Source organism: Alkalihalobacterium chitinilyticum (assembly GCF_029028005.1).
Lineage (GTDB): Bacteria > Bacillota > Bacilli > Bacillales > Bacillaceae_F > Alkalihalobacterium > Alkalihalobacterium chitinilyticum.
In genome coordinates this window covers 82,916-101,132 of the sequence record NZ_JAOTPO010000011.1, presented here as the reverse complement: position 1 = coordinate 101,132, position 18,217 = coordinate 82,916, and the positions used below count along the sequence as shown (strand labels likewise).

Here is an 18,217-nt window from a genome sequence, read left to right as displayed (position 1 = left end):
AATTCTCTAGCTTTGCTCTCAGCTTCTTCTACTACTCTTTGATTTTGAAAATAGAGGATGACTATATCGGGAAGTGTCAGCAACCTGCGCCTAAACCATAGAACTGCACAGACGCGAATCTCTTGATCAAGACGGTGAAGACACTTTAAGTCATCCCCCTTTTTTTATTATGGTAGTAACGAAGTCATATCTTCATATGTTTCCGGACGGCGGTCGCGGTAAAACTGCCACGTATCTCTCACTTCACGGATCATCTTCTTATTCATTTCTCCAATAATGACTTCGTCTTGATCACGACTTCCGATAGACACGAAGCTGCCTCTTGGATCAACTAAATACGATTGACCATAAAACTCGCCCATGTTCCAAGGAGCTTCTGTACCTACACGATTAATCGCTCCAACGTAAAAACCGTTAGCTACAGCATGAGCTGGCTGCTCCAGCTTCCAAAGATATTCTGACAAACCTGCAACTGTTGCTGACGGATTAAAGATAATTTCCGCACCATTTAGTCCTAGTAGTCTAGCACCCTCAGGGAAATGACGGTCATAACAAATGTAGACACCTACTTTTGCAAAAGCGGTATCAAAGACCGGATAACCTAGATTACCTGGCTTAAAGTAATATTTCTCCCAAAATCCGCACCCCTCATCACCAACAGCGACTTGAGGAATATGTTGTTTACGGTACTTCCCTAAGTAAGATCCGTCTGCGTCAATAACAGCAGCTGTGTTATAGTAAGTCGCAATTCCTTCACGCTCATAGATTGGCAGTACAATGACGACACCTAATTCTTTAGCTAAATCTTGAAACCGTTTCGTTGTAGGACCATTTGGAATTTCTTCGGCAGCATCATACCATTTCGGATTTTGCTCCGAGCAGAAATACGGCCCGTAAAAGATTTCCTGTAAACAGATAATTTGAGCCCCTTTATCTTTAGCCTCTCTAACTAACTTTATATGTTTCTCAATCGCCTTCTCTTTATGAACCTCAACTGGCTCATCTCCATGTACATCGTTAGAAGCTTGAATTAGTCCAATTTTTACGTTATCTGACATTTCCATTCCTCCTTGATATATCAATACATTTATAGATAAAGTGAAACTTCACTTCGGGGATATTCACTCCTCCCGCAAAGCTCAGTTAAACCAATCAACTGATTTCAGTCACTTCCTCTTAGCTTTATATTCAAAGTCGCAGCCATCACAAATAAACACTTGTAAGCGTTTACATATCTTTTTGGAACAGTAACGACTTTTCTACTACCTTTGTATGTACCTCCTTTCCTCTACATGAAAGCAATATTTTGCTGAATATTTTGAAGTTTGAGTTAATTTTACTTGCATTCGTAGGCTAATACACTATACAAAGTGTTAAATCGTGGTATTCAATTATTTATCATTTTGTAAAATATAGCTTTTCGTACTGCTAATACTTTTAGTTAACTTCGGTTCCAACTATTACTCAGTAACTTTAATAACTCTAGTTATACCATACGATTTTTGCAAAAATTGTAGTATTTTCGGTGTAATGGAAAATAGCTTGGCAGGTAATCTATCAATTAAGGATTAAACCGGTCAGTTTTTTAGCAGCTGTACTTTAGCATATGATAAAAAAATCAACTAAACATTTGGAATCCACATACTGCGCTGATCCACTTCTTTATTAAAACTTTACAAATGGTCAAAAGTTAAAATAGTTTGACAATTCAAGTAAGCGGACTTACAATATAAGTGTAAGCGTTTACATGCAAGGAGGCTAGAACTATGTCCTTTATCACATCCTACTCCAATGAAAAAGAACATCTAATTGACACTCTATTCAGTTATCACCAATACAAGATGCCTGATGGTCGCCAGTTTTATGAAGCGACAGTGCAAGAGTTAAAACAATTCCTCAATTCTCGAATAACTACGTTTTGTGATGATCATACAACTTCATGTTAAAGTACAAAAATAAAAAGCCAGCAGGAATGATTAATCAATCCATTCCCACTGGCTTTTGTAATGAGCGTATCTATTCATGACACTCCTTTTACTCTTCGTCGTACCTTATTGCTTTTGTTTAATTTGTTTACTTCTTAATTGTCCGCATGCTGCATCAATATCGGTTCCGTGTTCCTGACGGATGACACAGTTAATTCCATTCTTTTTCAACGTATCATAGAAAGCCAAAACAGATTCCTTTTCACTTCTTTGGTATTGGCTATGTTCATCTACTGGATTATAGGGAATTAAGTTTACATACGTTAAACGACGTCGATCACCAATTAAATCAGCAAGCTCTTGAGCCGTTTCCCGTTGATCATTTACATCTCTTAATAAAATATATTCTAACGTAATTCGACGGTTCGTTTTTTCAATATAGTAATCAATAGCTTTCATTAACTTTTCAATCGGAATCGCACGATTAATTTTCATAATACGAGTTCGCAGTTCATTGTTTGGTGCATGTAATGAAATCGCTAAATTCACTTGCATTTTTAAATCAGCAAATTCATAAATCTTATCTGAAAGCCCACTCGTAGAAACCGTAATATGTCTTGCTCCGATCGCTAGACCTTTTTGATCTTTCATGATTTCTAAAAAGTCGATCAGATTTTCGAAATTATCAAATGGCTCACCAATTCCCATCACGACAATGTGACTGACTCTTTCATCTTCACCAGCTTGATCGAGATGGTGCTGAACATTCATTATCTGTTCAACAATTTCTCCACTTGATAAGTCACGACTTTTCGTTAAAAGTCCGCTCGCACAAAAACTACAGCCAATGTTACAACCTACTTGTGTTGTTACACAAACAGAAAGTCCGTATTTATGGCGCATTAAGACCGTTTCAATTAAATTTCCGTCCTGTAACTTAAATAAGAACTTAACCGTACCATCAGCTGATTCTTGCTTTACATGCTCTCTTAACGTGTGGATGACATAATGGTCTTCTAACAGTTGCAAACACTCTTTATTTACATTTGTCATTTCCGAAAAATCAGTGACCCGCTTACGGTATAACCAATCCCACACCTGCTGCGCGCGAAACTTTTTATGGCCGTGCTCCATTAACCATGCCGTTAATTTTTCTAATGTTAATCCATAAATGGATGTTTTATTCATTTGTTACCCTCTTTCCAATCTCAATAATTATTCTATTGAATATCTTATAACTAGTATTAGTGATTATTATTGTCTCAAATTCTATATATTAAAACAAAAGTGGGAATCCGTCAAACGAAGTAACTTACAAACTTATATTCAAACCTTAGAAAACTAATAAAAGTAAGGACCCTAAATATGGTAACCTATAGGAAGAAGAAATAAGTAAAAAACATCGATTTACACCCATCTTCCCTATTCGCTTTTATAAAAAACAAATTATAATTAGATTTAGGTATTACTATCTATACTTATAAGGGGCTTTTACATGACTCAGAACATCCTATCTCAATCAAACGTTACTGTTAGAGGGAACGGAAAGCGAACGATTCTTTTCGCTCCAGGTTTTGGTTGCGATCAAAATATGTGGCGGTATGTATATCCTGCCTTTGAAGCTGACTACCGAGTGATTTTATTTGATTATATTGGTACAGGTCAGTCAGACATTCAAGCTTACGATCCAAATAAATATAACAATCTTTCAGCCTACGCGGAGGATTTGATTAAGATATGTTCCTCACTCGACTTAAAAGAAACCATTTTTGTTGGTCATTCAGTTGGGAGTACAATCGGGATACTTGCTTCGATCCAAAGACCGGACCTTTTTAAACATATTATTTTAATTGGTCCTTCTCCTTGTTATTTAAATGATCCCCCAGAATACGCAGGAGGATTTGAACGAGAAGACCTTCTCGGGTTAATTGACATGATGGAGAGAAATTATATCGGTTGGGCTAAATTTTTTGCGCCGACAGTTATGAGTAACCCGGACCGTCCAGAGTTAACACTTGAGCTTGAGGAAAGCTTTTGTTCAACAGATCCTTTAATTGCAAAACAATTTGCTCTTGCCACGTTCTTTGCAGATAATCGTAAAGATATGGAAAAGGTAACGGTTCCTTCCCTCATTCTCCAATGCGCTAATGATGTCATTGCTCCTATCGAAGTCGGTGAATATGTACACAACAAACTTGCTGACAGCACGCTTAAATTGATGCAGGCAACTGGACATTGTCCGCACGTCAGCCATCCTGAGGAAACAATACAATTAATGAAGGATTATTTGCAAAATCGGTTACCTGACCAAAAACAACAAGGAAGTAGACGGTTATAACTATGGATGAGCAACTTAATTTCGCCCCGTGTGGCTACGTCTCAATCACTGATGATGGAATTATTATAGCGATTAATCAAACTTTACTCGACTTTCTTAACTTTACACGTGATGAATTACAAGATCAGCATATCAATTCGATACTAAGTGTTGCAGCACGAGCGTTTTATCAACTCTATTTCTTCCCTTTAATCAAATTAGATGAAAAGGTAGAAGAAATGTACATTTCACTGCGATCGAGCTGCGGAAAAGATATGCCTGTACTTCTCAATGCAAGGCGGCGACACAGCTTAGGAACGTTTATAAACGAATGTGTATTTATGCCCATGCAAAAACGTAACAACTATGAAAGTGAACTTCTTGAGGCTAAGAAGCTTGCAGAAGAAGCACTCGGAGATAAGAATAAAGCTCTAAGCGATTTAGAACGAGTTCTACATACACTTGAAAATAAGCAAGAGGAACTGCTTAAGCTTAATGAACAAAATCAAGAATACCAAGAGCGAATTAACAAAGAACTCCAATTAGCCAAAAGCATTCAGGAACAAGCGTTACCCGTTCCGATCAAGAATGACATTTTGCAAATTGCTTCTTATTATAAAGCATCTAGTGAATTGTCTGGTGATATGTACGGTTATTACCAAATCGACGAGCATAAATACGGGATCATCATTTTAGATGTGATGGGACACGGGATTTCCTCGGCTTTAATAACAATGTACCTTCGTTCATTGTTCGAAAGGCTAATTGCAAACGGAGTGTCGGTGGATCTCGTGATGAAAGAATTGGACCAACATCTTCACACGCTCTTTGAAAATGACGATAACGCAAGACATTATTGTACGGGTATCTATCTGCTAATCGATACATTTTCGAAACAAATAGAGTACATCAATTCTGGGCATCCTTCAGCGGTCTGGCTAGATCGCAGCGGTAAAGAAGTTGAACTCGAATCGACTACACCTCCTATTGGGCTATTAGAGGGCTTAACATTTGAGAAAGTTACACTTCCCTATACGGAAGGTGGCCGGTTGTTACTGTATACAGATGGTGTAACGGATGCCATCGGATTAAATAAGTTACTTTCTTTATTTACAAAAGATCCTGCGATGCCTTTAGACACATTAAAAGAAATGGTCGTACAATGTTTAGAAGATAAAAAGCATCCGGTTTATAACCGTGACGATCAATGTCTCATATTCATTGATATCCTTTGAATTCAACCCTTGCACTAGAAGTCTGGCTATAAATTTTCCTAATAATCCTTACCAAACATTCAAAAGATAAAGTGATAAATACATATAAACGAACATTTCAATTAGGAGTTGAACGTATGAAAAAATGGGCATTCGTTTCTGATTTTGATGGAACGATTTCAAATCAAGACTTTTATTGGTTAGTGATTGAGAAGTACTTCCCAGAGGGGCGCGACCTTTTTAAGAAGTGGAAAGCACAAGAACTGCTTGATATCGATTTCTTAAAGACGGTATTTTCTTCTATCCATCAAAGCGAAGAACAAATCATTAAAGACATCTTGTCTCTCCCTATCGATGACTATGTTCCAACATTTGTAAGGAATGTACAACAACAAAATGGAGATTTCTTTGTATTGAGTGCTGGAACAGATTATTATATACATCACGTCCTTGAAAAACACGGAATTAAAAATGTGAAAGTCTTCTCAAACGAAGGTGTTTTTCAAGAAAAGAATATCCATCTAAACATAGACGAAACGCACCCGCATTTTTCAAAAAGATATGGAATTGATAAATCCAAAGTTATAAAGGAATTAAAAAAAGATTACGATACCGTTTATTTTATTGGTGACAGCGAACCAGACAGCCACCCTGCACAATTTGCTGATCTAACATTCGCTAAGAACGGTCTGCAAGAGTTATTACATGAAAAAAAGATTCCGTTCGTTCCTGTTGAAACCTTTAAAGAAGTGGAAGATTATTTAATTTCAAAGGGAGTGCTCAGTTCATGATCACTCCTGTAACAAGTGTACCTATCCCTGCTATCTTAGAAATTAATAACGATGTTCTTCATCGCTTAGGTGAAATTTTACAAAAGCATCAATTTTCAAGCGTCGTAATTATCTTTGATGATTTTACGAATGATCAATTTAAAGAGGAAGTTTTGAAAGCCTGTCCTTCTTTACAAGTTGACACTCTTGTGCTAAATGCAAACCTCGATATACAGGACTTAATTAAAAAAGCTTTTGAAATGCAGCGCTATGATGCGGTCATTGCCATTGGCGGCGGATCAATTATCGACTATGGAAAATACATTGCATATGCTAGAAGAAGTCCTTTTATCAGCATTCCAACCTCAGCATCTAATGATGGTTTTGCCAGCAGCAACTGCTCCATCCATGTTGATGGAAAAAAGACAACCGTCCCTGCAAAAGTTCCCTACGGCATTTTAGCTGACTTAAGTATTATCAAGCATGCGCCGAGACGGTTTATTTTAGCTGGTATTGGAGACCTAATGAGTAATATCACTGCTCTTTATGATTGGGAATTTGAACAACAACACGGAAAAAGTGATGTCAATGCATTTGCATCGATGTTAAGTAAAAAGGCCGTCAATAGTTTTATACGTACACCAATGACGGACATTCAAAATCCGATCCTTTTAAAGGAATTAATTAGTTCAGCCACAATGGGAGGAATCGCTACTGCAATTAGTGGAAACAGTTCACCTATCAGCGGTTCAGAACATCTCATTTCTCATGCCTTGGACAAAATAGCAATACAACCTGAGATGCACGGCATTCAAGTCGGGGTGGCTACTTATATCATGGCTAACGTTCAAAACCACCGAGCGGAGCGAATGAAAAAAGTCTTTGAACGAACTGGTTTTTTTAATTATGTAAAGACACTTCACTTAAAAAAAGAGGAATTTGCTAAAGCCATCCAGTTGGCACCAAGCATAAAACCAAATCGCTATACATACTTGCACGATCCACGCTATCGGACAAAAGCTTTGCAATTTATAAACGAAGACCAGCTATTAAAGGATCTTTTGAAATAGCAAATACAACATTAAGACTGATGTAGGGTTACATATGAGGTGAACCGGAAAATCCCTCCTTACACTAAAACGAGTTCAGTTTTGGATGAAAAAAGCGAATCATAAACGAATTAGCACTGCATTTAGCATAACAATCCCATAAAAATTAACACACAAAAATGCACCGATTTTTATTCAGTGCATTTTTTTCTTGTTCAATTCAAGCACCCGTTACTTCAATAACCAAATACAAAAAACAGTATAAGTATCATACTAATAACATACTAATATTTCGTATGTCGATACCATACAATGGCTTTTTGTTTTTTTCTCTATTTTTTCTTTGTTCCAATCTATCCACTTTTGAGCAACGATTAAGGAGATTTTTTGTTCGAATAATTTCTCAAATTACCTTTTCATACTAACCTACTTACCACTAAAAAATTGCACATAAAAAAGCAAGAGTACTCTTGCTTTTTTATGTGCAACAATTATAAACAAAGTTTACTGCAATAAATTTTTATAATCTAAATCCAATAACAATTCATTTAAAGATGATTTATTAAAAAAAGGTACTACTTTAATGAAATCAGTGTATTCACTTGGTGTATAACGCAAAGTGTAACTGTACTGATATAAATCTTCAGTAGACATTATTTGACCTACTGTTGGGTTCATTGAATCAAACAAAGGATCTAGGTAATTTCCATGTGCATCATAAACTTCAAAACTTAATATATCTTCATTTAATTCCTGATTGCTAGTAACTCTAAATCTTAATTCTACTGCTAAAGGCGATAGGTTAACATAATGAAAATAAATACTGCCTACAGAATCAATTTCTTCTTTTAAAGCAATTTTGTAAACTTCATTATCAACCTTTTTAATTGTATGAGGTTTTACTATATAATCCTCTTCCTGATAACTAACTGCAATAAAATTCTCATTATCACTATTATGATTTAATGGTAGTTTTCCTGTCATATAAACAATAAAATTTTGGCTATCTGCGTAAGATAAATCATAACTAAATTCGAATAATTCTATATATTCATTGTTAAACTTTAAATTTAGTTCTTCACTATTTAGCTCATTAAAATCATTTTTTGCAATAATAAAAGACACATATACTTTACTTCCATCCATTACTGCACTTAAAATCTCTGGTTGATCAACTAAATCCACATATTTTAAATCAGTATCTTCCACTAGAACTAAATCCCCTTGATCTAATGCTTTTTTTATCCCTTCATCACCTAAATAATTAAAAACCGAACCTATGTAAGGAAGTTCCTGCAACTTTTGAGCCAATATTGAATGCGAGCCAATCCCCAAAGCAACGATAAACACTAATAATGGTGCCACAACCATTTTCTTTGGAAATTTAAATCTGTACTTCCTCGCATTCCTAGTACTTTCATTTTCTTGTATCTCGTACCATATCTTATTGTAATCAGGTTTATGTTTTATCTTATGTTTTCTAATTCTATCTTCAATATTCATCTAAATTTCCCTCCATTAATTGTTGAGCATATTTTGAATTTGTCTTATGTTTCATGTTAGAAATTCCTTTATGAATTCTAGACTTAACCGTACCAACTGGTATTCCTAATGTTTTTGCTATCTCCTCTACCTTCATTTGATGTACATAACGTAATATAATTGCTTCCCTTAGCTTAGGAGATAATGTGTTAATTAAACTAACTAATTCATCCTTAGTTTCACTATTACTTATTTCCTTCTCTACATTTAGGTTAGAAACTAGATGAGTTAAATTTTCAAACAAGTTAAATCTATTCTTTCTTTTCAGATAGTTTTTTGAAGTATTAATGCTAATTTTTATTAACCAAGCCTTCATATTTTCAATACTATCAATATCTTTATCGAAAGCTTTTATAAAGACATCTTGAGTCAAATCTTCTGCATCTTGATAATTATTAACCATATAAAAACATGTTTTAAATACATCATCTTTAAAGTTTTCAAATACCTCTCTTTTTTTCATCTTTAGCTCCTTTCTTCTACATATAAAACACCTATCCACACAAAAACGTTCACTCATATTCAAATATTTTAAAGATATTTTTTATTTTTTCTACTCCCACGCGGGTTATTTTAGACATGGTTCATTGTGATCGATGTTACTTTTATGTTTAACTGAGTTTTAAAGCAAGAACAAAAGGAAGTAGAGCTGTAGGCCCTACTTTGAAACTCCTTTTTTCCGTTTTAGTGACTTATCAAAATCAATTAATCTTTATAGTTTAACATTATCTTCCAATTAGTAGGCATAAAAAAACGAACTGCATCTTATACAGCCCGTAACTTTACTAACGCTCTCCGTTACTTCAACAACAGTAGGTGAAGTAGAATTAACTAAGACTCTATTTTCTTCTTAGCTTTTATCAATTTTTTCTTCTATTCGTTTTAACCGTTCCTTTTGTTCTTTTCCATTCTTCAATATCTTGCCAATGACAAATATTATAAGACTAATAATTGCTACAACAAAAGCTATGTTAAACAATTGCCAAAAAACATCAAATAAGTTCATTTGTATCCCCTCCTAAAATATTACTTTTACTTTAACATATCCAAACCTTTATTGGGTTATTTTGGATAATTTTCTTTAACAATCCTGCTTCGTTACTTCAATAACAGAAAGAACTGCCATTGCAACAGTTCCTCAACTCTAGCTACCTTTCGTATAAAAAATATCCCAAATCGTTTCTTCCACTAAAATATTCTTCGTGAGAACACACAGCTAATATACATTTATCATTATGATAAAACATAAAATCTTCTGATAGTTCACCAATCCAATCAAAAAGAGAATTACTACGTTCTGTTAAATATTGAGTTGTAGCATTATTATTTAAAAATAGAAGACGTAAGCTGTGTCTTAAAGAAGTCTTGTGATTTCCAACTCTTTTTGTATTCGCCTTTCAATTAAATGCCATTTAATATCGGATATAATATCATCAACATGAGCAAGACTTATAGACAGCGCCAATAGGTATGCTGAAACCTATGATATTAGTATATAACTAATAAGATGTTGGTATATCAACAAAAAATAAACGTACCAAATCATTGCGAATTGTTACGCTATTTCTATTGTTATTTTTTATTTTCTCTCCCAAAACTGAAGCCGATACTTCCACTAGTAAGATCGATTAGGGAAATTCCCTATAAAAAAATCAGGATCGTTCCTATTGTTTTGAATATAAAAATATTTTAAACTATTAGTGGTTAGGTAGAACAACCTGCTATTTAGGGAGGATGATTATGATGATCGAAAGTAAAATCAATGAAATCGAATTACTCCGTAACCTCTTATATGCTGCAGTTCAAAACAATGGTATCAGTAATCCAGATACTATAAAGTTAAGCCAAGCATTAGATGAAAAAATGAATTACTTTTTAAGTTTTACAAGAAAAGCGGAAGCTCCCTGATCAGACCGACAAGTGCTGGAGGACTAGCGATCCGCACTTTGGACACATATGATAGTTCGAAGCAACGTCGAGGGTCTGGGCGCTGGAGCTAGACACCTTCGAATTTTATCTCTCAAAAAAATAAATTTACTTATAAGTGCTTACTTTCGAATTAGTTTCGATGGTGGCACTTATTTTTGTTACAAAGCGTAAATCCTAGTCCTTTTACCTGATCCTATTTCAAATAAATCCTTAAGCATTATTAGGGGATTTCGCTATAAAAAAGTTCAGGAAAACTCCCGATAACAATATATTGGTTTTCTTGTTATTATCTTTATAACAACTAGAAACTAATTAAAAACCACTGTGCAAAATGAACGTTAATTATAAATGTTTATTATTTAGAAAAAGGAAGGGAGTTGCGCATTATGCTAAGTCTTATTGGAATTTTATTAATCTGTTACGTAGTATTAACCATGCATTTAAGTAAACTCTCAAGTAACTAAATAATAAACCCTACTAGATACTCGTACTATTTCATTAAGACTCTGTTCAAAACATCGTTTGTTTATAAAAGCAGACTTACTTTTAACCTTGATGAAGGAATGATAAATATGTGGAAGATTGTCCCGATTTGTGAAGATATATTTGGCTTTTGGGCAGGTCCAAATGGCAATGACGCATGGACTGCAACGATGATTATTAAAGAAAAGAATTATAGCATTGAAATTATTGCAGAAATACATATATCCTACTTAAATGATATGGCTGAAGTAGAGAACCTTCTTGAAGAAATTCGTGAGTTCTCGCACTTTATAAAAAGACAGAAAGACAAAGCGTACGGTGTCATTCACTTTACTTGTAAAGGAATTTCAACATTTAAAAATAGTAAACCCCTACAAACCTATACACACTCAAGCGGTCTAACTTTAATAGATACTGAATTTACCGAAGAAATGAATGAAAGCTTTTTAAGCTTAAGTAATTAATTTTTAAATTACTAAAATAAATGCATCTCTTCTCATTGGATCACAAATGAACTAATACTTACATTAAAAAGCAGTGTATAGACCAGACATGGGCTCACACTGCTTTTTTCTATGAATACAATCGAACTGCAGCTATACAACTAAACGCTCAATTGCATAGTCAAAAAGTTCTCTAGCCTTACAGTCAATTGATAACATAAACTCTAAGATCGACAGCAAAAAGGGATCCTTCCACCATTTATAGGTGTAAATGATCCCTCTTTTTTCGTTTTGTTTGATATCAGCTTATGAAACTCTTCGTTCTTCGTACTGATCCTTTATCTCATTTAAATAATAGGCTTCTTTGTCATTGGCAGACATAAAGCTTACATAAGATTGTTCTGTTACCGCGTAGTAAATGTAAAGGTCACCGGTTTTAAAACGCACGTGGAATTTCTTTGTTGTTTTATCATAAGCAACGGACTCGATATTTTCCGTGTCTATATTTGTATAAGAAAGTGTCATTTACTCGTTCCTCCTATAGAATAGTTATATATCTATAACTATAACCTTTTGAATTAAAATTAAACTTTAACCGAGTTTCTAAATCAACTATTTATTTGACAACAAAAACATCGCATGGAGCTTTTTGTACGACATGGAAACTTACACTTCCAAGGAAAAATCTCTTAATCCCGCCTAACCCTCTATTTCCTAGCACAATCAAATCTACTTCTTTCTTTTCAGCGAATTCAATAATCGTACTAGCCGCAGAGCCTTTTAAAATGAAGGTTTGTTTTTCATTTGGTAAATCTTGAATGAGTTCTTCTACCTCTTGAATTTTCTCCTCAGCTTCTTTTTGATAAATTTCTGTCATATATTGATAGTTGTGCGCTTCATAACTAGCATTCGGTAAATCCCAGACCGTAGCAACTAAAAGAGTTGTTTGGTTGTTTTGTTCTGCGATCTCCTTTGCTTTCAAGAGCGCTTTTTTACTCGTTTCAGACCCATCATAAGCTACTAATAATGTTGAAGTTTTCATCATTCATTTACCTCCACCAATTTTAATTTTTTATTTAATAAGTTAAAAAAACTTTTGTTCCTATAAATAAAGCTTGTTGCAATGGTTATTGATTAATTGTTTGAGAGTTTACTATGATGCATCATCAGCAATATGTAGCAAATCAAGAATGTTCCGATTAGACTAAGCATTTTAAAGTAACTCCCTTCGTTGATGTCTTTCCTAAATCATACCAACTGTTTCGTCAAATTGTTATCGGGAGAATTCCTGAATTTTTTAGTATCGAAAACCCCTATAATTAACAACAACCTCTCAGAAATGCAACGGAAACACACAAAACAACATCTAAAAAAGACTACCTTTAATTAAGGCAGTCTCACTAGTTCATCTCTTCATCTAAGCTCAGCTATGGCCATTCCCACATATAGGGAATCCCCTGATCTAAATAGTCATTTATTTTAAATATTAACCAGTATAAGTAAAAATTTTAGTCTAATTCACTTTTTAAATAGATTACTATCCATAATTAGGAATAATATAAACATAAGTTTCAACTTAGACCTTAAATTGAATCGAGTGCAACTATAGAAATTAAATTAGGGGACTCACAGGCCCTTATTCCTGTAGAAAGTCTAGTTTTTCTTGATTTAGAGGACTCAGAAGCCCTTATTTGCTACTATTTGTGATATTTATTAGTGATTATGATTAAATAAAGGCCTGTGAGTCCGCGAAATATCCAAATATGAAGGTTTTCATTAAAATAAGGGCCTCTCAGTCCGCAAAAAAGGGAATTAGCAAAATGATCACAAAATAACCATCTCAAGCAGAAAGTAAACGCAAACACAGCATTCATTATGGAGCCGATTATGGCTCGACTTATTATATCGAGCATGAGAAAAGTCGAGTTATCCATCTCCCACCTTATAAATTCATCCCGCTTTCAAAAAAAAACCAAGCGACCGCTTGGCTTTTTCTAATCCAACCATATGTGAATGATTATGCTTTTGGTACAACTAAGGTTACCGTCGTCCCTTTGCCTGGCGCCGACAAAATATCAAAAGTGCCGTTTACGCTTCTCGCACGTTCTTCCATACTAAAGAGACCGACGCCCTTTCCATTATTTCGAACAAACCCTTTTCCTTCATCCTTAATTGTCGCCTGAACGTGATCCTCAGTTTCAGTTAACGTTAAATAAGCTTCAGAAACGTTGGCATACTTAGCAATATTCGTTAATGACTCTTGAATAATTCGATAGATGGTTGTTTCTTTTTGCATATCGAGACGATGACGTAAATCGCAGGTAAACTCAACATCAATACCGTAGTACTGAGAGAATTTATCAATGTGTCGATTAATCGCCGGGACCACACCAAGGTCATCGAGCAAGGACGGTCGTAAATCCCAAGCTAAACTTCTAATCTCTTCCATAATTCCTGACACTTCATTACGTAGTGTTTGCATCGAGGAATAATTATCCTCACTCATCATTCGGTCCATATGGATGATTAAAGAAAATAAGCTTTGTCCAATTCCATCATGCAGCTCACGTGAGAACCGTTTACGTTCTTCTTCTTGGATTTCTAATACTCGGTTCATCATTAATTTTAACTCTTCTTCTGCCTTCTTTAACTGTGTTACTTCATTACGTATCGCCAAGTATTGATAAGGTGCACCTTCACTTGATAAAAACGGAACAATCGTTGTGTTCACCCAATAATAGGAACCATCTTTCGCCCTATTTTTAATCTCACCCTTCCAAACTTTGCCCGAAGATATCGTCTTCCATAAATTAGTCATGAATGCTTTGTCATGATAACCTGAGTTTATAATTCTATGGTCTTGGCCAATAAGTTCATCTCGATTGTACTTAGAAATCTCACAAAACTTATCGTTAACATATTTAATTTGACCTTTATGATTGGTAATAGCTACAATCGTTGATTCATCTAATGCAAAACGAATATCTGTCATTTCTTTCAGTGATTGCTTTAGATCATCCCTAAATGAACCGTCTTCAATATGTTGATCAATTTGCATTAGAAGACCTAATTCGTTTTGTTCATAACCTTTAGACTCTCTTTCAAAGACTTTATCGTTAGTCAAAGTTAAGCAATCCTTTCTGCAATGCGTATTTCACTAATTCCGGTCTCGTTTTAAAGTGAAGCTTTTCCATAATATTACTTTTATGTGTTTCAACAGTCTTTACGCTAATAATGAGATTTTCAGCAATTTCTTTATTAGAATAACCTTTAGCAATCCACTCAAGTACTTCTCGTTCACGTTGAGAAAGGGATTCAAAGGTTTTAGAATTTCCACCATCGTTTAGCTTTTCCATATACTCACTCATTAATCGCTTTGTAGCTGTCGGATTTAAGTAAGCATTTCCTGTATATACCGATTGGATGGCTGCTAGCAAGTCTTCATGAGGTGAGCTTTTCAAGATATACCCTGAAGCTCCTGCATGGATCGCATTAAATAAATATTCATCATCATCGTGCATCGTCAATACTAAGACTGCAGTATCGGGCAACACCTGTTTAATTTCAGTTGTTGCAGCTAAGCCACCTTTCCCTTGTGGCATACTTAAATCCATCAAGATGACATCAGGCTTCAATTCCTGTGCCTTTCGGATCGCTTCATCTCCCTCAGCTGCTTCCCCTACTACTTCTATATCATTTTTGCCGTTTAAAAGCATAGTCAGACCTGAACGTACAACGATATGATCATCAACGATAAGGAGCTTAATCATACTCATACCTCACTTTCTACAGTATCCTATCTGGTTTATTTCTACTAATTTAATAGTACTAACTTTATTAATAGTATATCAGATGATCTTACATTGAAATGGAAATTTTTTATTATTTAGCATTCCACCTTTATTATATCAATACTTTATATTATCTTGATATACCAACCTTTAAAATATTTTTTATTTCGGTGTAATCTCTTACTTAAACACAAAAAAACGATGTCACCTTTTAAGCATTACTTAAAAAGCAGCATCGTTAAGTACTCTTATATATGATTAGTGGCAGTAAGGGGCATAGAACACTATATTCTTGGTATGGGTTAGTTACTTTCAACGCCTAAAAGTAATTCAATTTCTTTTGTTTTCTCGCCAATCATTTCAATTTCTTCTTGTGAATAAATGCGGTTGCTTCGGCTTCCTACAAGTAAAACACCTTTTATCTGATTGTCTAAGAAGATTGGTGCTGCAATCGCTGCAAAGAGTTTTTCTGCAAGCATGATCGGAGAATCTAATCGCTTTTGCTCTGAATTTGGAAGGCTGTCGTCAATAACAATTATTCGTCCATGACGAGCAACTGCACCGATTAAACCACTGCCGTACTTTTTCCGCATCCCTTTGTATCTTTCGTTGATACTGCCAACTGCTTCTCCCCAGCAAATGTGATGACTGATTGGAACTACTAATGCTATTGCTGCAAAATCACTAGACGTTTTTAAATTAAGTTCCTCTAATATATGCATCTCACTACATCTCCACTAAGTTCTATTTTCTATCTATAAACATTTTATCTCGTTTTTAAGAAAAAGTAATTCAGGAAAAACCCTGATCTTTTACTAATCTCTTATTTATTTTTAACAGAAAAAAACAACTTTAAATAAAATAGAATCAGAAAAAGAGGCTGACTCAAGGTCAACCTCAACCAAATTTTTTTTTGTAAATATGTTACATCGTAATTCCAGGACCTATAGGCAATCCGGCTAACACCCAAATGATGAGTAAGACGATCCACGCCCCTAAGAAGAAAATTGAGAATGGCAGCATAAGAGAGAATAAAGTACCAAACCCAGCCTTTTTATCATAGTCCTTCATAAACATTAACAACATCGGAATGTATGGGTTTAACGGTGATATAATATTCGTTGAAGAATCAGCAATTCTAAATCCTAACTGAACAAATGCAGGATCATATCCCATTAACATGAACATTGGAATAAAGACTGGCGCCATCAATGCCCACTGTGCGGATCCACTAATGATAAATAAATTTAAAATTGCAGTTAGTAGAATAAACCCTATGATAACAGGTAAACCAGTCATATTGACACTTTGCAACAAGTCAGCAAATGAAACGGCCATCCAGATGCCTATGTTTGACCAATTAAAGTAAGCAATGAATTGAGCTACTGCAAAGACAAGTACGATATAGCCAGACATGTCTTTCATTGCCTCACCCATTAACGTCGGAACATCACTCGTATTCTTGATCTTCCCTACTGAAGCACCATAAACAATAGCTAGTGTGATAAAGAAAAATAGAATAATAGGAACAATCCCAGAAATAAACGGTGATGGTACAAGGCCGCCATCCTCTGCTCGAAGTGGAGAGTTAGCCGGTAAAACGACTAGCGCTAATAACGCAAGATAAATTACTGCTGCAATTCCTGTACGGCGCAGAGCTTTTGTTTCTTCTTTTGTTACTTCAAACGTTGTATCGATTGCTTTTCCTGTGTAAGTCCCGAGCCTAGGCTCAATAATCTTTTCTGTAACTAATGCCCCAACAATGACTAGCATCACTACTGACGCACTCATAAAGAAGTAGTTGTCAACAGGTGTAACTATAACTGTCGGGTCTACTGTTTTGGCTACCTCAGTCGATATACCTGAGAGAAGTGCATCAGTACCTGCAACAATAAAGTTTGCGGTAAACCCAGCACCTACCCCAGCAAAACCTGCTGCTAAACCTGCAAAAGGATGACGTCCAATCGCATAAAAGACCATAGCCGCTAATGGTGGAATAATAATATAAGCTGCATCTGACGCTAAGTTTCCTAGGACACCTGCTGTAATAACAGCATAAGTAACAAGACTTTTTGGAGTATTTAAGATGGTCTTTTTCATAAATGCTTCAAAAAGTCCGACTTTTTGGGCAATCCCTATCCCTAACATCATCGCAAGTACAAGACCTAACGGGGCAAATCCAGAGAAATTGGAAACCATAGATCCCGTAATATACTGAAGACCTTCGCCTGAAATTAAGCTTTTAATATGTACTTCTTCCTCTGTTCCCGGGTGAAATACGCTAACATTGAAGAAGCTTAATATTGCCGAAAATACCATTGTTGCTGCTGCCAAATAAACAAACAGCATAAACGGATGCGGGAGCTTATTCCCAACACGTTCAACAACATTTAAAAACTTCATCATAGGTCCCATTTTCGCTTCATTTTCATTTTCTAATTGTAAACGACTCATGTGTTACCTCCTTTAGAAAAATTAGTGAGTAAAGGTTGCAACAACAAGTGTAAAGCGTTTACATCTAACAAACAACTATATTAGTAAAATATCTACTATATCTAAAACTATGATTTTTCTGTTAACTTTTACTAAAATCCTTGTATATCAATAAGCAGTGGTTACTTACTTTCTCATCGAAGCTGTAAAGTAATTCTTTTTAGAATTTTTGTAAAATAACTACATTAAGAAATTCGCTAACAATACTCTGTTAAAAAATTATATTTGGACTTGTACGCTCTTTTTCATTTGTATGTATCA

18 protein-coding genes are annotated in these 18,217 nt (G+C 35.0%); 7 read left to right on the top strand and 11 right to left on the bottom strand.

Features of this window, described 5'->3' with window-relative positions; genetic code table 11:
* Nucleotides 1-167: 167 nt before the first annotated feature.
* Nucleotides 168-1,058 (bottom strand): nitrilase-related carbon-nitrogen hydrolase, encoded by an 891-nt coding sequence (locus N7Z68_RS15770; RefSeq protein WP_275119430.1) that lies wholly within the window; start codon nucleotides 1,056-1,058, stop codon nucleotides 168-170.
* A 708-nt stretch (nucleotides 1,059-1,766) separates the two neighbouring features.
* On the opposite strand from N7Z68_RS15770, the gene N7Z68_RS15765 reads away from it, so the two are divergent.
* Complete coding sequence (locus tag N7Z68_RS15765; protein WP_275119429.1) at nucleotides 1,767-1,946, top strand: hypothetical protein; 180 nt, start codon at nucleotides 1,767-1,769, stop codon at nucleotides 1,944-1,946.
* Between the two features lie 105 nt (nucleotides 1,947-2,051).
* Here the strand turns inward: N7Z68_RS15765 and rlmN are convergent, their stop codons facing one another.
* Complete coding sequence (gene rlmN, locus N7Z68_RS15760) at nucleotides 2,052-3,113, bottom strand: dual-specificity RNA methyltransferase RlmN (protein WP_275119428.1); 1,062 nt, start codon at nucleotides 3,111-3,113, stop codon at nucleotides 2,052-2,054.
* 307 nt (nucleotides 3,114-3,420) lie between these two features.
* Between rlmN and N7Z68_RS15755 the strand changes: the two genes are divergently transcribed.
* From N7Z68_RS15755 to N7Z68_RS15740, 4 genes are all read left to right on the top strand, one after another.
* Nucleotides 3,421-4,263, top strand: a complete 843-nt coding sequence (locus tag N7Z68_RS15755; protein ID WP_275119427.1) for an alpha/beta fold hydrolase — start codon at nucleotides 3,421-3,423, stop codon at nucleotides 4,261-4,263.
* Nucleotides 4,264-4,265: 2 nt separating this feature from the next.
* A complete protein-coding gene (locus N7Z68_RS15750) occupies nucleotides 4,266-5,477 on the top strand; it encodes a SpoIIE family protein phosphatase (protein WP_275119426.1) in 1,212 nt (403 codons plus the stop codon).
* Between the two features lie 116 nt (nucleotides 5,478-5,593).
* On the top strand, nucleotides 5,594-6,247 hold the full coding sequence (locus N7Z68_RS15745; RefSeq protein ID WP_275119425.1) for an MtnX-like HAD-IB family phosphatase: 654 nt from the start codon (nucleotides 5,594-5,596) through the stop codon (nucleotides 6,245-6,247).
* Nucleotides 6,244-7,296: an iron-containing alcohol dehydrogenase family protein gene (locus N7Z68_RS15740; RefSeq protein WP_275119424.1), complete on the top strand. Its 1,053-nt coding sequence runs from the start codon at nucleotides 6,244-6,246 to the stop codon at nucleotides 7,294-7,296. The genes N7Z68_RS15745 and N7Z68_RS15740 overlap by 4 nt, the downstream gene beginning before the upstream one ends.
* A 483-nt stretch (nucleotides 7,297-7,779) precedes the next feature.
* Here N7Z68_RS15740 and N7Z68_RS15735 read toward each other — a convergent pair whose 3' ends face one another.
* The 3 genes from N7Z68_RS15735 to N7Z68_RS15725 all read right to left on the bottom strand — a co-directional run bounded on the left by N7Z68_RS15735 (nucleotide 7,780) and on the right by N7Z68_RS15725 (nucleotide 9,823).
* The gene (locus N7Z68_RS15735) at nucleotides 7,780-8,778 is read right to left on the bottom strand and encodes a hypothetical protein (protein ID WP_275119423.1); all 999 of its coding nucleotides are present in this window, start codon (nucleotides 8,776-8,778) and stop codon (nucleotides 7,780-7,782) included.
* A complete protein-coding gene (locus tag N7Z68_RS15730) occupies nucleotides 8,768-9,280 on the bottom strand; it encodes an RNA polymerase sigma factor (RefSeq protein WP_275119422.1) in 513 nt (170 codons plus the stop codon). The genes N7Z68_RS15735 and N7Z68_RS15730 overlap by 11 nt, the downstream gene beginning before the upstream one ends.
* A gap of 387 nt (nucleotides 9,281-9,667) precedes the next feature.
* Nucleotides 9,668-9,823, bottom strand: coding sequence for a DUF4083 domain-containing protein (locus N7Z68_RS15725; protein WP_275119421.1), 156 nt, complete (start codon nucleotides 9,821-9,823; stop codon nucleotides 9,668-9,670).
* Between the two features lie 734 nt (nucleotides 9,824-10,557).
* Here N7Z68_RS15725 and N7Z68_RS15720 point away from each other — a divergent pair.
* On the top strand, nucleotides 10,558-10,725 hold the full coding sequence (locus tag N7Z68_RS15720) for an aspartyl-phosphate phosphatase Spo0E family protein (protein ID WP_275119420.1): 168 nt from the start codon (nucleotides 10,558-10,560) through the stop codon (nucleotides 10,723-10,725).
* 593 nt (nucleotides 10,726-11,318) lie between these two features.
* Nucleotides 11,319-11,693 (top strand): hypothetical protein, encoded by a 375-nt coding sequence (locus N7Z68_RS15715; protein ID WP_275119419.1) that lies wholly within the window; start codon nucleotides 11,319-11,321, stop codon nucleotides 11,691-11,693.
* 285 nt (nucleotides 11,694-11,978) lie between these two features.
* Here N7Z68_RS15715 and N7Z68_RS15710 read toward each other — a convergent pair whose 3' ends face one another.
* From N7Z68_RS15710 to N7Z68_RS15685, 6 genes are all read right to left on the bottom strand, one after another.
* Nucleotides 11,979-12,197 (bottom strand): KTSC domain-containing protein, encoded by a 219-nt coding sequence (locus N7Z68_RS15710; protein ID WP_275119418.1) that lies wholly within the window; start codon nucleotides 12,195-12,197, stop codon nucleotides 11,979-11,981.
* A 91-nt stretch (nucleotides 12,198-12,288) separates the two neighbouring features.
* On the bottom strand, nucleotides 12,289-12,717 hold the full coding sequence (locus tag N7Z68_RS15705; protein ID WP_275119417.1) for a universal stress protein: 429 nt from the start codon (nucleotides 12,715-12,717) through the stop codon (nucleotides 12,289-12,291).
* Nucleotides 12,718-13,689: 972 nt separating this feature from the next.
* The gene (locus N7Z68_RS15700; RefSeq protein WP_275119489.1) at nucleotides 13,690-14,730 is read right to left on the bottom strand and encodes a PAS domain-containing protein; all 1,041 of its coding nucleotides are present in this window, start codon (nucleotides 14,728-14,730) and stop codon (nucleotides 13,690-13,692) included.
* A gap of 58 nt (nucleotides 14,731-14,788) precedes the next feature.
* A complete protein-coding gene (locus tag N7Z68_RS15695; protein WP_275119416.1) occupies nucleotides 14,789-15,442 on the bottom strand; it encodes a response regulator transcription factor in 654 nt (217 codons plus the stop codon).
* A 323-nt stretch (nucleotides 15,443-15,765) separates the two neighbouring features.
* A complete protein-coding gene (locus N7Z68_RS15690) occupies nucleotides 15,766-16,185 on the bottom strand; it encodes a GAF domain-containing protein (protein ID WP_275119415.1) in 420 nt (139 codons plus the stop codon).
* A 202-nt stretch (nucleotides 16,186-16,387) separates the two neighbouring features.
* Complete coding sequence (locus N7Z68_RS15685; protein ID WP_275119414.1) at nucleotides 16,388-17,917, bottom strand: AbgT family transporter; 1,530 nt, start codon at nucleotides 17,915-17,917, stop codon at nucleotides 16,388-16,390.
* Nucleotides 17,918-18,217: the final 300 nt, after the last annotated feature.